General features: G+C 71.4%; 11 protein-coding genes. 8 read left to right on the top strand and 3 right to left on the bottom strand.

Features of this window, described 5'->3' with window-relative positions; all coding sequences use genetic code 11:
* Positions 1-127 precede the first annotated feature (127 nt).
* The 4 genes from AB0J42_RS23485 (at position 128) to purL (ending at position 5,631) form a co-directional block, all read left to right on the top strand.
* Positions 128-514 (top strand): ATP-binding protein, encoded by a 387-nt coding sequence (locus AB0J42_RS23485; protein WP_364297786.1) that lies wholly within the window; start codon positions 128-130, stop codon positions 512-514.
* A gap of 489 nt (positions 515-1,003) precedes the next feature.
* Positions 1,004-2,029, top strand: coding sequence for a DUF418 domain-containing protein (locus AB0J42_RS23480; RefSeq protein WP_364297754.1), 1,026 nt, complete (start codon positions 1,004-1,006; stop codon positions 2,027-2,029).
* 669 nt (positions 2,030-2,698) lie between these two features.
* The gene (gene purQ, locus AB0J42_RS23475; protein ID WP_364297752.1) at positions 2,699-3,382 is read left to right on the top strand and encodes a phosphoribosylformylglycinamidine synthase subunit PurQ; all 684 of its coding nucleotides are present in this window, start codon (positions 2,699-2,701) and stop codon (positions 3,380-3,382) included.
* Positions 3,379-5,631, top strand: a complete 2,253-nt coding sequence (purL, locus tag AB0J42_RS23470; RefSeq protein ID WP_364297750.1) for a phosphoribosylformylglycinamidine synthase subunit PurL — start codon at positions 3,379-3,381, stop codon at positions 5,629-5,631. The genes purQ and purL overlap by 4 nt, the downstream gene beginning before the upstream one ends.
* A gap of 54 nt (positions 5,632-5,685) precedes the next feature.
* Here purL and AB0J42_RS23465 read toward each other — a convergent pair whose 3' ends face one another.
* Positions 5,686-6,546 (bottom strand): hypothetical protein, encoded by an 861-nt coding sequence (locus AB0J42_RS23465; RefSeq protein WP_364297748.1) that lies wholly within the window; start codon positions 6,544-6,546, stop codon positions 5,686-5,688.
* Positions 6,547-6,745: 199 nt separating this feature from the next.
* Between AB0J42_RS23465 and AB0J42_RS23460 the strand changes: the two genes are divergently transcribed.
* The 3 genes from AB0J42_RS23460 (at position 6,746) to AB0J42_RS23450 (ending at position 10,966) form a co-directional block, all read left to right on the top strand.
* Positions 6,746-8,764 (top strand): adenylate/guanylate cyclase domain-containing protein, encoded by a 2,019-nt coding sequence (locus AB0J42_RS23460; protein WP_364297746.1) that lies wholly within the window; start codon positions 6,746-6,748, stop codon positions 8,762-8,764.
* Positions 8,765-8,797: 33 nt separating this feature from the next.
* Positions 8,798-9,460, top strand: coding sequence for a Crp/Fnr family transcriptional regulator (locus AB0J42_RS23455; RefSeq protein WP_364297744.1), 663 nt, complete (start codon positions 8,798-8,800; stop codon positions 9,458-9,460).
* A 66-nt stretch (positions 9,461-9,526) separates the two neighbouring features.
* Positions 9,527-10,966, top strand: a complete 1,440-nt coding sequence (locus tag AB0J42_RS23450) for an MFS transporter (RefSeq protein ID WP_364297742.1) — start codon at positions 9,527-9,529, stop codon at positions 10,964-10,966.
* Here AB0J42_RS23450 and AB0J42_RS23445 read toward each other — a convergent pair.
* Entirely contained in the window at positions 10,850-11,497 is a 648-nt protein-coding gene (locus AB0J42_RS23445) for a TetR/AcrR family transcriptional regulator C-terminal domain-containing protein (protein ID WP_364297740.1), read from the bottom strand. The genes AB0J42_RS23450 and AB0J42_RS23445 overlap by 117 nt on opposite strands.
* On the opposite strand from AB0J42_RS23445, the gene AB0J42_RS23440 reads away from it, so the two are divergent.
* Entirely contained in the window at positions 11,483-12,304 is an 822-nt protein-coding gene (locus AB0J42_RS23440; RefSeq protein ID WP_364297738.1) for an MFS transporter, read from the top strand. The two genes, AB0J42_RS23445 and AB0J42_RS23440, sit on opposite strands and share 15 nt — an antisense overlap.
* Here AB0J42_RS23440 and AB0J42_RS23435 read toward each other — a convergent pair.
* A complete protein-coding gene (locus tag AB0J42_RS23435; protein ID WP_364297736.1) occupies positions 12,274-14,145 on the bottom strand; it encodes an ABC transporter ATP-binding protein in 1,872 nt (623 codons plus the stop codon). The two genes, AB0J42_RS23440 and AB0J42_RS23435, sit on opposite strands and share 31 nt — an antisense overlap.
* Positions 14,146-14,169: the final 24 nt, after the last annotated feature.

Raw genomic sequence — 14,169 nt, 5'->3', positions numbered from 1 at the left:
CACGTGATTTTGCGGTTAGCCCCGATTTCACGGGGAAACCTACTCCAGGTGACATTCCGGCGCCCGGAGGAGTCCGGTGGACATTGAGTTCTCGTTGGCACTGCCACGGGATGCGATCGGCATCCCGATGGTCAGGCGAGTGCTTGGCGATGCGATGCGGTCGCTCAACGTGAGCGAATCCTGCATCGCCGACATGCTGCTCGCTGTCTCCGAGGCCTGCTCCAACGCGGTACGACACGGCGGCCCCGCCAACCGCTACGAAGTCTCCGCATCCATCGGCTACGGCCGCTGCGACGTCCGCGTCGCCGACAACGGGGGCGGGCTGCCGTCCATGCCGCTCCGCTTCCCGCCCGCCGACACCGAGAACGGGCGCGGGCTGCTCATCATGCGCTCCGTCGTGGACGAAATCTCCTTCGGCATCACGCCCGGCCGCGGCACCACCGTCCACCTGCGCAAGCAACTCGCCTGGGAAGGCGAATCCGACACCGCTTCCCGCGAGCTCGCGGCCGTCTGAGAATTGGCTTTCGCGTCCCAGGCGTTGCCGATCGGCTTCAATCTGGGCGGTTCGCCCGCAAGGCATGGTCCTCGCTCCGCTCGGGCGCCTTTCCTGGGGGCTTCCGCCCGACGCCGCCAAGTGGCCGTCCAAACCCGGTGACGTTGAACCCGTCGCCCTATACCCAGTGACGTTGAACCTGTCGCCGCCACGCGAACTCCATACCCGTGGATACTGAACCCGTCGCCGCGCTGTTCAATCGTTGCCCGGTCGCCCCGGATTCGACCTCTTGGGTTCGGTCATTGACCCGGATGAAACCGCTGCTCATGGGCTGCTCTCCAGGTCATAACTCAGAAGTGACCGCCGCAACCCGCGTACTCTCGGTGATTTCCCATCGATCCTGCCGGCTCTGCGCGGTGCCGGTGAACTGGCCGAAAGTAGGAGCATCAGCGCCGTTGACCCTGCTTTCGGCCGGTGCCGTCCTTTGGATGGCTCTGCAGGCTGGGGCCTATGCCGCCCCCCGAAGTTCCCGTCAGCCATCACGGTCCCCCGTGCGACGAGCCCGCTGCTCCCGGCCGGTCCCCGGCTCCTGTCCTCTCCTCTGACCGGCCCCGCATCGTCGCTCTCGACGTGCTGCGCGGGTTCACGCTCTGCGAGATCCTGCTCGCCAACATCCAGCTGATCGCCGGTGGCGGCACCGCCGTCGTGACCCAGCCGATGGGCGAGTGGGATCCCTGGCTCGGGCTGCCGATCTTCTCCCTGCTGTTCGGCATCGGGTTCTCGCTGCTGCTGGACTCCGCCGCCGATCGCGTCGCGCGGCCGTGGCTGGTTCTGCTGCGCAGGCTGGTGGCGCTGCTCGCGATCGGGCTCCTGCACATGCTGCTCTGGCCGGGCGAGATCCTGACCGTGTACGCCGTCGTCGGCCTGCTGGTGCTGCTACCTTCCACCTGGCTGCCCCGGTGGGTCGTAGCGGGACTCGCCGGGGCACTCATCCTGGCAGCACTGGTCGGCGGAGGCGGGCCGCTGCTGATCGCCGGACTGTTCCTGCTGGGCTCGGCGCTGGTCCGGTACGGGGTGGTCGAGCGCATCGAGCGGTCCACCTGGGTGCCGCTTCTGCTGGGGCTGGCCTTCGCCGCGGGGACGGCCATCGCTCTGTGGTCGCGGCCTGCGTCGCGGCCGTCCTTCGCGTCCGACCTGGCCGACCTGCTGATCGCCGGTGTGGTGGTGTGTGCCCTGCTGGTCCTGCTCAGGACGCCGCTGCGACCGGTGCTGCGGGTCGTGTTCGCGCCGCTGGGGAGGATGGCTCTGACCAACTATCTGACCGCCACGCTCCTCGTCCTGGGGGCCGCTCACGTCCTCGGTCTGCCGATCGTCCAAGCCCCACAGGTGGCGTTCCTGGCGGCGGGAGCCATCCTGGCGGCCCAGTGGGTGTTCTCCGCCCTCTGGTTGCGCCGCTACCGCCAAGGGCCCCTGGAATGGCTCTGGCGCTGGGCTACGTGGGCTCGCCGCCCGGCCTCCGGCGCCACTGGGCGGTGAGATCCGCGCCGCCGCTGCTCTTGAGACGCCTACGGATGACATCCTTCAAGTTACGCTCGACCAGCGCGTCGGCATCCACGGAACCACCCTCTCTGACCTGCTGGTTCTGTGGCTACTGCATAGAACGTCCGCATGTTTATCTCAGAACTGTCCCCCCTTTCATGTCAGATCTGTCCATGATCAACTGTCATTTTTGTCCCTCTGCACCGGGCTGCTGAGGGTCGGGGTCACGAGAGATCGGCGCCGCTTGTTGCCGCTGGCGAAAGCCGTCATCCCCCGGTCTTCGTCCTGGGCGCCATTGTTTGGCTCCGACCGAGCTTTCCGGACTCGGGCCACAGATCTTCGGGGGTCGACGGCCGCTTGTGGGGGCGTCGGGCGGCAGCCCCTGGGAAAACGTCCGAGCGGAGCGAGGGCCTTGCCTTGCGGGCGGAGCCCGCCTAGTGAGCGCTGCCCGAAGCCGATGGCGCGTAGCGCCTCTCAAGGTGAGGACCATGGTTTGCGGGCGGAGCCCGAAGCCGGTGGGCGCGTAGCGCCTCGAAAGGTGGGGGACGCGGGCAGGGCTATGCCGGAGGTTGTTGAGGAGCATCGGGAGGCAGCCGATAACCTGAATTGACCGCCGACCACCACCGGAACTGGCGGCTGCGCAACTCCTCGGAGGGGACGACAGTCATGAGCGCTGCCCGCGTGGGCGTAGTGACGTTTCCAGGCACACTAGACGACCAGGACGCCGCCAGGGCCGTGCGCCTCGTGGGCGGGGAAGCGGTGCCGCTGTGGCATGCCGACCGGGACCTGAAGGGGGTCGACGCGATCTTCCTGCCGGGCGGGTTCTCGTATGGCGACTACCTCCGGTGCGGGGCGATATCCCGGTTCGCGCCGGTGATGGAGGAGATCGTGCCCGCCGCGCGGGCGGGGCTGCCGGTGCTGGGGACGTGCAACGGGTTCCAGATTCTCTGTGAGGCTCATCTGCTGCCGGGGGCGCTGACCCGTAACGCCTCGCTGCATTACATCTGCCGTGATCAGCGGGTGCGGATCGAGACGGCCGGCACGGCGTGGACGAACTCGTACGAGGCCGGCCAGGAGATCACGCTGCCGATCAAGCACGGCGAGGGCCGGTATGTGGCCGACCCGGAGACGCTGGCCGAGCTGGAGGCGACGGGCCGGGTCGTGGTCCGTTACGTCGGCGGCAACCCGAACGGCTCGCTCAACGACATCGCGGGCGTCAGCAACGAGGCGGGCAACGTGGTGGGCCTGATGCCGCACCCCGAGCACGCGGTCGAGGAGCTGGTCGGCGCGCGGAGCACCGACGGCCTGGGTTTCTTCACCTCCATTCTCAAGAAGCTGGTGGACGCATGAGCACCGACTCCGTCAAGCGCGCGGAGGCCACGCCCGACGAGCAGCTGCCCTTCGCCGAGCTGGGCATGAAGCGGGACGAGTACGACCGGGTCCGCGACATCCTGGGCCGCCGCCCGACCAGCTCCGAGCTGGCGATCTACAGCGTCATGTGGTCGGAGCACTGCTCGTACAAGTCGTCCAAGGTGCATCTCAAGCAGTTCGCCACGAAGGCCCCCGAGTCGGATGCGCTGCTGGTGGGCATGGGCGAGAACGCCGGGGTGGTCGACATCGGCGACGGCTGGGCCGCCACCTTCAAGATCGAGTCGCACAACAGCCCCTCGTACGTGGAGCCGCACCAGGGCGCCGCGACGGGCGTCGGCGGGATCGTGCGCGACATCATGTCGATGGGCGCGCGCCCGATCGCGGTGATGGACTCGCTGCGGCTCGGCGGCGCCGACCAGGCCGACACGCGCCGGGTGCTGCCGGGCGTGGTGCAGGGCATCAGCCACTACGGCAACTGCCTGGGCCTGCCCAACATCGGCGGCGAGGTCGTCTTCGACCCCTGCTACATCGGCAACCCGCTGGTCAACGCGCTCTGTGTGGGCCTGCTGCGCAAGGACCAGATCAAGCTGGCGACCGCGCCGGGGCCGGGCAACAAGGTGGTGCTGTTCGGCGCGGCGACGGGCCCCGACGGCATCGGCGGCGCGAGCGTGCTGGCGAGCGCGACGTTCGAGGAGGAGTCGGCGGCCAAGCGCCCCGCCGTCCAGGTGGGCGACCCGTTCATGGAGAAGCTGCTCATCGAGTGCTGCCTGGAGCTGTACGCGGCCGACGTGGTCGTGGGCATCCAGGACCTGGGCGCGGCCGGGGTGTCCTGTGCGACGACCGAGCTGGCCGCGAAGGGCACCGGCGGCATGAACGTGGACCTGAACCTGGTCCCGCTCCGCGATCCCTCCCTGAGCCCGGAGGAGATCCTGATGAGCGAGTCGCAGGAGCGGATGATGGCGATCGTCCGCCCCGACGACATCGCGGCGTTCATGGCGATCTGCGAGAAGTGGGACGTCCCGGCGACCGTGATCGGCGAGGTGACCGACACCGGCCGGCTGGTGATGACCTGGAACGGCGAGGTCATCGTCGACATCCCGCCGGGCACCGCGGCCGACGACGGCCCGGTGTACGAGCGCCCGTACCACGAGCCGTCGGGCCAGGCGGCGCTCAACGCCGACACCCCCGACCGGCTGCCGCGCCCGTCCGACCTGCGGGCGACGCTGCTGCGGCTGCTCGGCTCGCCGAACCTGGCGTCGAAGGAGTGGGTGACCAGTCAGTTCGACCGGTACGTACGCTCCAACACGGTGCTGGCGCAGCCCGCCGACGCCGGGATGCTGCGCATCTCCGAGGACATCGCGGGGGGCGTGCCGACCACGCGCGGCATCGCGCTGTCGGTCGACGGCAACGGCCGTTACGCCAGGCTCGACCCGTACGCGGGGGCGCAGCTCGCGCTGGCCGAGGCGTACCGGAACGTGGCCGTCACCGGCGCCCGCCCGCTGGCCGTCACCAACTGCCTCAACTTCGGCTCGCCGGAGGACCCCGAGGTGATGTGGCAGTTCGCCGAGGCGGTGCGCGGCCTGGCCGACGCCTGCCGCACCCTGGGCGTGCCGGTGACCGGCGGCAACGTGTCGTTCTACAACCAGACGGGTTCGACCCCGATCAACCCGACCCCGGTGGTCGGCGTGCTCGGCGTGATCAACGACGTGTCGAAGCGGGTGCCGACCGGGTTCACCGGCGAGGGGCTGCGGGTGGCGCTACTGGGCGAGACGCGGCCGGAGTTCGGCGGCTCGGAGTGGGCGCACGTCGAGCACAGTCACCTGGGCGGCCTGCCGCCGCAGGCGGACCTGGAGGCTGAGCAGGCGCTGGCCCGGGTGCTGGTGGAGGCGGCCGCGCGGGGCCTGCTGGAGGGCTCGCACGACCTGTCCGACGGCGGGCTGGCGATCGCGCTGGCCGAGTCGTGCCTGGCGCGCGGCGTGGGCGCCACGGTGACGGTCACCGGCGACCCGTTCACGGAGCTGTTCAGCGAGTCGGCGGCCCGGGCGCTGGTCGCGGTGAAGCCGGAGGCGTTCGAGGCGCTGGCCGGGCTCTGCTCCGAGCACGAGGTGCCGTGCTCCGGGCTGGGCGTCACGGGCGGGTCGTCGCTCGTGGTGGAGGGCGTGCTGGAGGTGCCGGTCGCGGAGCTGCGCGAGACGCACGAGGGCACGCTGCCGGCGCTGTTCGGCTGATCGAGCGTACGAGAAAGGGCCGGTACGGGTCGCGTACCGGCCCTTTCGGCGTCTTTAGGAGGATGCCTTGAGGCAGACCACGTAGACGGTGCCGCTCGTCTGCCCCTGGCCCTGGACCGTCACGGCCCAGGTGCTGGGGCCTACGGGAGCGTTGCCGATGACCTGCGTGCCGGAGCTGACGGCGAAGCCGCCGCCGGTCGCCAGGTCGCCGTGGTCGCAGCTGGCCGTGCCGCCGCTGCGGTTGAACTTCGCGGACTTGGTGTAGGTCGTGTAGGTGACCCCGCCGCCGCCCGGCTCACCCTTCGGGCCCTGCGGACCCTGGGGGCCGCGGTCGCCCTTGGGACCGGCCGGTCCCTGGTCGCCCTTCTCGCCCTTCTCGCCCTTCGGGCCCTGCGGACCCGGCTTGCCCTGCGGGCCCGCCGGTCCCCTGTCGCCCTTGGGGCCCTTGACGCCGGGCTTGCCCTGGGGGCCGGCCGGGCCGGTGTCACCCTTCGGGCCCGCCGGGCCGGTGTCGCCCTTGGGGCCCTGCTCCCCCTTCGCCCCCTGCGGGCCGGTGTCGCCCTTCGGGCCCTGCGGGCCCTGGGGGCCCTGCTTGCCCTGCGGGCCGCGCATGCCGCGGGGGCCCTGGGCGCCGGTGTCGCCCTTCGGCCCCTGCGGGCCGGTCTCGCCCCGGGGGCCGCTGGAGACCGTGCTCTGCAGCACCGTCTCGCCGCCGATCTTCATGCGGGTCTCGGTCTTGCGGCACTTGCCGGTCGCGTTGATGATGCGGACGTATCGCGACTTCTTGTGCACGCAGGCCGTGACCTCGCCGGCCGCGGCGGCGGTGGTGGCGGCGGTCGAGGCGGTCGCCGAGCCGCCGACGGCGAGGAGGGAGGCGGCCAGCGCGCCCACTGCGGCCACGCGCAGAATCTTCATCGGAGGAACCCTTCAGGTACGGATGTTACTGCTGTTGGTCACGCGCCAAACGTTCCAGGGGATGACAATTTTTACGTAACGTGTTTATCACAGTACAAAACGTGACACTCCGGCCTGACGTTACTTGACACCGTCAGCAGGGTCGATGGGGGTAAAAGGACGCATTCGCGGGCCCGATCCCCGGTGGATAATCAAGGGCGTGCCGACGTCCGCGCCCTACCTCCCGCCCGCGACCCAGCCCGTGCGCGGCGCCGTCTGGGTGATCCATCTCGCGCTGCCCATGCTCGGCTTCTGGCTGCTGATCGCGCAGCCCCAGCTGAACGTCGAGTGGCAGCACAACCCCAGCCACTTCTGGATGATCGTGATCGTCGCCGGGCTGAACGTCGGGCTCGGCACCCTCATCAGCGAGGCCTCGCGCAGGCGGCAGGACGCGCGGCTGTTCCTGGTCTCGATGGTGTTCATCAGCAGCGCGGGGTTCTTCTTCCTGCACGGGCTGGCCACTCCTCAGGTGATCCTGCCCACCGGGTCGCTCGGCTTCGACCTGGGGCAGACGGTCGGGCTGACGATCGCGTCCGGGTTCGCGTTCGCCTCGGCGCTGCCGCTCGGCGAGCGGGCGGCCCGCCTGGTGCTCCGCGAGCAGCACCTGATCCGGGGGGTGCTCTTCGGGTTCATGGCGCTGTGGGGGTTGGCTTCGCTGATCCCGGACGTGACACCGCTCAGCCGGCCGCCGCTCACCGACCCGGTCATGTGGGTGGTCTGGCTGTCGGTGCCGGGGCTGGTGCTCTACACGGCGGCGGGCGTGATGATGTTCCTGCTCCACCGGCGGCGCCCGTCGGCCATGCTCATCAGCCTGATCACCGCGTACGCGCTGCTGGCCGAGTGCATGATCGCCGGGATGCCGCAGCTCAACTGGCACCTGACGTGGTGGGAGTGGCACATCCTGCTGACGTTCGCCTTCGGGTTCGTCGCCTACAGCGCCTACCTGCAGTTCCGGCGGGAGGGGTCGAGCGCGGGGCTGTTCGACTCGGTGGCGCTGTCGGCGACCGTGCGGCGCATCCAGCGCGACTACGACCGCGCGCTGGAGGAGCTGGTCGAGCACGTGCGGCGGGGCGAGCCGCTGGCCGCCGCCCGGCTGTCGGGCAAGTTCCGGCTGAGCGAGGGGCAGGCGGCGGTGCTCGACCGGGCGGGGCGGGCGCTGGCCGACGAACGCGAGCTGTCCGAGCGGCTGGGCGCGCTGGTCGACGTCAGCGCCCAGACCCGGGTGGGCCTGCCGGAGCAGGAGTTACTCGCCGTCGCGCTGGATCGCGTCAGGCAGGCGTACGGGGACGTGCGGATCGGACTGGTGGCCGAGGGCCGCGCGCAGATCGGTTCTCGCGCGTACGAGTTCGACGGCGCCGACCCCGTCGAGCGGGACGGCCGGATCGCCTTCCCGCTGACGGTGAAGAGCCGGCTGGCCGGGGTGCTGGAGGTGCCGCTCGGCCGGACCGGGCAGGACCGGGCGCTGGCCGCCACCCTGGCCGGGCAGCTGTCGATCTCGCTGGAGAACGCCCGCCTCTACCAGGAGCTGCACACGCTCTTCCGGCAGTACATGTCGCCGGACGTGGCCGGCGCGCTGCTTGCCGACCCGGGCCAGGCCGAGCTGGGCGGCCAGGTCAAGGAGGTGACCGCGCTCTTCGCCGACCTCAAGGGGTTCACCTCGTTCTCCGAGCGGGTCGAGCCCGGCGAGATCGTGGAGATGCTCAACCGCTACCACACGGCCGGGGTGCCGTGCGTTCTCGACAACGGCGGCACGATCGTGCAGTTCGTCGGCGACGCGCTGCTGGCCCTGTTCAACGCCCCCGCCACGCAGGCCGACCACGCCAGGGCCGCCTGCCGGGCCGCGCTGGAGATGCAGCGGGCCGCCGCGGAGGTGGCGGAGGAGATGGCGTGGAAGCGGGCCGGTCAGGAGCCCTGGCCGACGTTCCGGGTCGGGGTCAACACCGGGCCGGCGCTGGTGGGCAACATCGGCAGCCCGGAGCTGCGCGGCTTCAACGCGATGGGCGACTGCGTGAACGTGGCCGCCCGGCTGGAGGCACTGGCCGAGCCCGGCACGGTGGTGATCGGCGCGGCCACCCTCGAACAGCTCGGCGACGGGGCGACCGTGCGGCCGCTGGGCGAGCTGAGCCTGAAGGGCAAGCAGGAGCTCGTCGAGGCGTACGTCCTCACCGGGCTGCGATAGCCCGGGCGCTTCCCGTACGGAGATAATCGGCGCATGAAAGCAGAGTCCGGCGAGTTACTCGCCCTGCTCACCGACGACGAGATCGCGGCCCTGCGCGCGGCCGGGCGGCCGCGCCGGTGGGACCGCGGGGCGACGGTCATGTCCGAGGGCGACACCTCCGACTGGGTGCTCGTGCTGACCGAGGGCCGGGTCAAGGTGTCCTCCCACACCAGCGCCGGCACCGAGGTGGTGCTGGCCGTGCGCGGGCCGGGCGGGCTGATCGGGGAGATGTCGGCGATCGACGGCTCGCCCCGCTCGGCGACGGTGACCGCGCTGGAGCCGATCTCCGGCATCCTCGTCAGCGACTTCCCCGGCTTCCTGCAGCAGCACGGGCGGATCGCGGTGCTGCTCATGCGGATCGTCACCGGGCGGCTGCGCGACTCCGACCGCAAGCGGATCGAGTACGGCGCGTTCGACACCACCGGGAGGGTGGCCACCCGGCTGATCGAGCTGGCCGAGCGGTACGGCGAGCAGACCAGCGCCGGGGTGCGGGTGGCGCTGCCGCTGTCGCAGGACGAGCTGGCGGGGTGGACCGGCGCGTCCAGGGAGGCGGTCAGCAAGGCGCTGCGCTCGCTGCGCGACCGGGGGCTGATCGAGACCGGGCGGCGCCGGGTTACCATCCACGATCTGGAGGGGCTGCGGAAGCGGGCCCGGTGAACGAACTTCTAGAACAGGCCTCACCCCTCCTGACTGTGACGTACGCCGTACGTCATAGTGGTGTGCATGGTCGCCGTCACCCCCGATCGGGCCCGGATGCGTTACGCCTGGCGCGTGTGCTCCGTCACCAGCCTGGGGCTGGTCCTCATGGGACTGGCGGGCAGCACGCTCAACGTGGCGCTGCCCACAGTCGTGCGGCACTTCCAGGCCACCCCGTTCCAATCGGGGTGGATCCTGCTGGCCTACCTCCTGATCAACACCGCGAGCCTGCTGTTCTTCGGCCGGGTCGCCGACCTGCTCGGCCGGCGGGAGGTCTACCTGGCCGGGTTCGCGCTGTTCACCCTCGGCTCGCTGGCCGCCGGGTTCGCGCCGGACGTCTGGTTCCTGATCGCCATGCGCGGGGTGCAGGCGGTGGGGGCGGCGATGATCCTGGCCAACGGCACCGTCATCATCACCGAGGCGTTCCCGCCCGACCGGCTCAGCCAGGGCATGGGCGTCTACATGGGCACCCTGTCGGTGGCGCAGCTCGCCGGGCCCACGCTGGGCGGCCTGATCGCGTCCACCGCCGGCTGGCAGTGGATCTTCTGGGTGAACGTGCCCGCCGGGCTGGCCGCGACCGTCTGGGGCGCGCTCACGCTCCGCAAGATGCCGCGCGGCCCCAGGAAGCCGGTGGACGCGCTCGGCAACGCGCTGATCTTCGCCGCGCTGTCGGCCATCCTGCTGGCCCTGTCGGAGGCCGGGTCGGGCGGGCTGACCAGCCCGGTGGTGCTGGCCGGGGCCGGGGTGTTCGCCGCGCTCGTGCCGCTGATCGTGCTCGTGGAGCGGCGGGCCGCCCACCCGGTGCTGGACCTGCGCCTGTTCGGCGGGCGGATGCTGGCCTGCGCGAACCTGGCCTCCTTCGGCAACGCGCTGGCAAGGGCGTCGCTGATCCTGGTGGCGGCGCTCTACTTCCAGGCGGCCCGGGGCGTGGACGCCTTCGCCGCCGGGGTGAGCGTGCTGCCGGTGCCGGTGGGCATGGCGCTCGCCTCGCCGATCGTGGGCGCGCTCGGCCGCCGGGTGTCCCCGTACGCGCTGTCCATCGGCGGCGCGCTGATGAGCGCCGCCGGGCTCGGCACGCTCATGCTCACGACCGGCCCGGACGCCCCGTACTGGGTGATCGGGCTCGGGCTCTTCGTGGCCGGATGCGGCAGCGGGACGTTCCTCACCGGCAACACCACCCAGGTGATGACCGCGCTGCCGAGCGGCAGCCTGGGCGTGGTGAACGGGTTCCGGCTCATGGTGATGAACGTCGGGATCGTGCTCAGCGTCGGGCTCTCGCTGAGCGTGCTCGGCGGCGCGGTCGGCCCGGACGTGCGGGCCCAGGTGTACGCGGGGACGCTGTCGAGGCTGTCACCCGTCGCGCTCGACCAGCTCATGACCGGTTTCCAGCGGACGTACGCCGTGCTGTTCGCGGTCGCGCTGACCGGTGCCGCCTTCGCCGCCCTGGCCCGCTCCCCCCGCCGCTGACCGCCGGGCCGCCAGGGCCTCGATGCCGGCCAGGACCAGGTCGACGCCGAACGTGTCGTACAGCTCGGGCGGGACCCGGACGAGGGGGCCCGCCATCGCCACCAGGTTCGGGTAGCGGTCGGCGGGGAGCGCCTCCAGGCCGAGGCGCTTGACCCGGACGATCTCGTCCACCTCCTCCGGCGAGTGGCAGGCGTCGAAGTGGATGGGGGCGTCGGCGATGGAGACCGCGCTATGCAGCAGGTACCTGGCGATCAGGACGCTCTCCTCGTCGGTGAACCCGGCTGAGCGGGTCAGGCCGAGCGCCTCGTCCCAGATGGCCAGGAAGTTCGGCACCTCGGTCTGGCCGACCTGCTCCAGGATGCTCTTGGCGCACGGGTGGGCGCGCAGCGTGCGGATCAGCCCCTGCACCAGGTCGCGCAGGCGCGCCTGCCAGGGCCGGTCGTCGGCGGGCTTGACGGCGAAGCCCGCGATGAGGTGGTCGGCCATGCCGACGAGCAGCCGTTCCTTGTTCTTGAAGTGCCGGCCGGTCACGGCGGCTTCATCAGCGAGCACCTGCACTGGGGCTGGATCTACCTGATCAACGTGCCGCTCGGGGTCGCGACCTTCGGCCTGGCCGCGCTGGCCGGGCTGGCGTTCGCGCTGGTGGAGACGCGCGGTGCGGAGCCGATGATCGACATGACGCTGTTCCGGTCGCGCCAGTTCACCGGCGGCACCCTCACGCTCGGCCTCTGGTCGTTCGGCGTGTTCGGGATCTACTTCTTCAGCGCGCTCTGGCTGCAGAACGTGCTCGGCTTCACGCCCACCGAGGCCGGGGGCGCGTTCGTGCCGATGGCGCTGGTCATGGGCACGGTGGCGGTGCTGTCGCAGCGCATCGGCGCCCTGCTGGGCCTCGGGCGCACGGTGGCGCTCGGCATGGCGCTCATGGGGGCCGCCATCTTCATGATCTCCGGTGTCGGCGCCGACGGGACCTACGGGGACGTGCTGCCCTGGTTCCTGCTGTACGGGCTCGGCGGCGGCATGCTGGTGCCGCTCAACGCGGCGGTGCTCGACGGGATGCCGGCGGGCCGCTCCGGCATCGGCTCGGGGGTGCTGAACGTGTCGCGCGAGGTGTTCGGGCTGCTGGGCATCACCGTGCTGGGCGCGGTGCTGAGCGCCAGGCAGGCGGCGAGCGGGGCAGCGCCGCTGACCGCTTTCCTGGAGGGCTACCAGTTCACGCTGGTCATCGCGGCCGGCGTGGTGCTGGCGGGCATCCCGCTCGCCCTCTACACGCTGCGCGCGAACCGTACACTGCCGCCCGCCCCCGAGCCTCAGGCGGCGACGGCGGGCTCGCTGAACTGAGTGCGGTACAGCTCCTCGTAGCGGCCGCCGGCGGCGAGCAGCTCGGCGTGCGTGCCGCGCTCCGCCACCCGGCCGTCCTCGATGACCAGGATGACGTCGGCGGCGCGGATCGTGGACAGCCGGTGCGCGATCACCACCGCGGTCCGCCCGTCGAGCGCCTCCGCCAGCGCCTCCTGCACGGCCGCCTCGCTGGTGGAGTCGAGCGCGGCCGTGGCCTCGTCCAGGATGACCACCCGGGACCTGGCCAGCAGCAGGCGCGCGATGGTCAGCCGCTGGCGCTCGCCGCCCGACAGCCGGTAGCCGCGCTCGCCCACGACCGTCTCCAGCCCGTCGGGCAGGGACTCCACCAGAGCGGCGAGCCGGGCGCGGCGCAGCGCGTCCCAGAGCTCGTCCTCGGTGGCCTCGGGCCGGACGAACAGCAGGTTGTTCCGGATCGTGTCGTGGAACAGGTGGCCGTCCTGGGTGACCATGCCGAGCGTCTCCCTGATCGAGTCGGCCGACAGGTCGCGCACGTCCACGCCGCCGATCCGCACCGCGCCCGAGTCCACGTCGTACAGCCGCGGGATGAGCTGGGCGATCGTCGACTTGCCCGCGCCCGACGAGCCCACCAGGGCCACCGTCTGGCCGGGCGCCGCGGTGAAGGAGACGCCGTGCAGCACCTCGACGCCGCCCCGGGTGTCGAGCGCGGCCACCTCCTCCAGCGAGGCGAGCGACACCTTGTCGGCGGACGGGTACGCGAACCGTACATCGTCGAACTCGACCGACACCGGCCCGTCCGGCACCGAGCGCGCGTCCTTCCTGTCCTTGATCAGCGGCTCCAGGTCCAGCACCTCGAAGACCCGCTCGAAGCTGACCAGCGCGCTCATCACGTCCACCCGGGCGCCGGCCAGGGCCGTCAGCGGCGAGTAGAGCCGGGTGATCAGCATCGCCAGCGCCACCACCGAGCCCGCGTCCAGCCGCCCGACCAGCGCGTAGAAGCCGCCGATCCCGTACACCAGCGCCAGCGCCAGCGACGAGACCAGCGTCAGCGCGGTGACGAACGCCGCCTGGGTCATGGCCGTGCGCACCCCGATGTCGCGCACCCGCCCGGCGCGCGCCACGAACTCCGCCGACTCCCTGGCCGGGCGGCCGAACAGCTTCACCAGCGTCGCCCCCGGCGCCGAGAACCGCTCGGTCATCTGGGTGCTCATGGTGGCGTTGTGGTCGGCGGCCTCCCGGCGCAGCCGGGCGATCCTGGCCCCCATCCGGCGGGCGGGCAGCACGAACACCGGCAGCAGCAGCATCGCCAGCAGCGTGATCTGCCACGACAGCGAGATCATCACGGTGACCGCCAGCACCAGCGTCACGACGTTGCCCACCACGCCGGAGAGCGTGTCGGTGAACGCCCGCTGCGCCCCGATCACGTCGTTGTTGAGCCTGCTCACCAGCGCGCCGGTACGGGTCCGGGTGAAGAACGCGACCGGCATGCGCTGAACGTGGTCGAAGACCGCCGTGCGCAGGTCCAGGATCAGGGTCTCGCCGATGCTCGCCGACAGCCAGCGGCCCACCAGCCCCAGCCCCGCCTCGGCCAGCGCCAGCCCGGCGATCAGCAGCGCCAGCCCGGTCACCACGCCGGCCGGCTCGCCCGCGCCGATCGCGTCCAGCACCCGCCCGGCCAGCACCGGCGGGGCCACCGCCAGCGCCGCCAGCACCACGCTCAGGCCCAGGAACAGCGCCAGCTTCCGGCGGTTCGGCCGGGCGAACATCCAGACGCGGCGGAGCGTCGCCTTCGAGATCCGGCGACGCTCCGTCTTGTTGTTCAGCGAGTACAGCTGATGCCAGGCGGTCACTTCCATGCTCATGACATGGAGGCTAGAAGCTCAAGT

The sequence above is a fragment of the Nonomuraea sp. NPDC049649 genome (assembly GCF_040675175.1).
Classification (GTDB): Bacteria; Actinomycetota; Actinomycetes; order Streptosporangiales; family Streptosporangiaceae; genus Nonomuraea.
The sequence above is the reverse complement of the archived record's forward strand: the minus strand, read 5'-3'. Positions and strand labels throughout refer to the sequence as shown.

Bases quoted from the DNA above. Each gene is read 5' to 3' on its own strand.
- AB0J42_RS23485 (WP_364297786.1), top strand. From the start codon at position 128: ATGGTCAGGCGAGTGCTTGGCGATGCGATGCGGTCGCTCAACGTGAGC.
- AB0J42_RS23480 (WP_364297754.1), top strand. From the start codon at position 1,004: ATGCCGCCCCCCGAAGTTCCCGTCAGCCATCACGGTCCCCCGTGCGAC.
- purQ (WP_364297752.1), top strand. From the start codon at position 2,699: ATGAGCGCTGCCCGCGTGGGCGTAGTGACGTTTCCAGGCACACTAGAC.
- purL (WP_364297750.1), top strand. From the start codon at position 3,379: ATGAGCACCGACTCCGTCAAGCGCGCGGAGGCCACGCCCGACGAGCAG.
- AB0J42_RS23465 (WP_364297748.1), bottom strand. From the start codon at position 6,546: ATGAAGATTCTGCGCGTGGCCGCAGTGGGCGCGCTGGCCGCCTCCCTC.
- AB0J42_RS23455 (WP_364297744.1), top strand. From the start codon at position 8,798: ATGAAAGCAGAGTCCGGCGAGTTACTCGCCCTGCTCACCGACGACGAG.
- AB0J42_RS23450 (WP_364297742.1), top strand. From the start codon at position 9,527: ATGGTCGCCGTCACCCCCGATCGGGCCCGGATGCGTTACGCCTGGCGC.
- AB0J42_RS23435 (WP_364297736.1), bottom strand. From the start codon at position 14,145: ATGAGCATGGAAGTGACCGCCTGGCATCAGCTGTACTCGCTGAACAAC.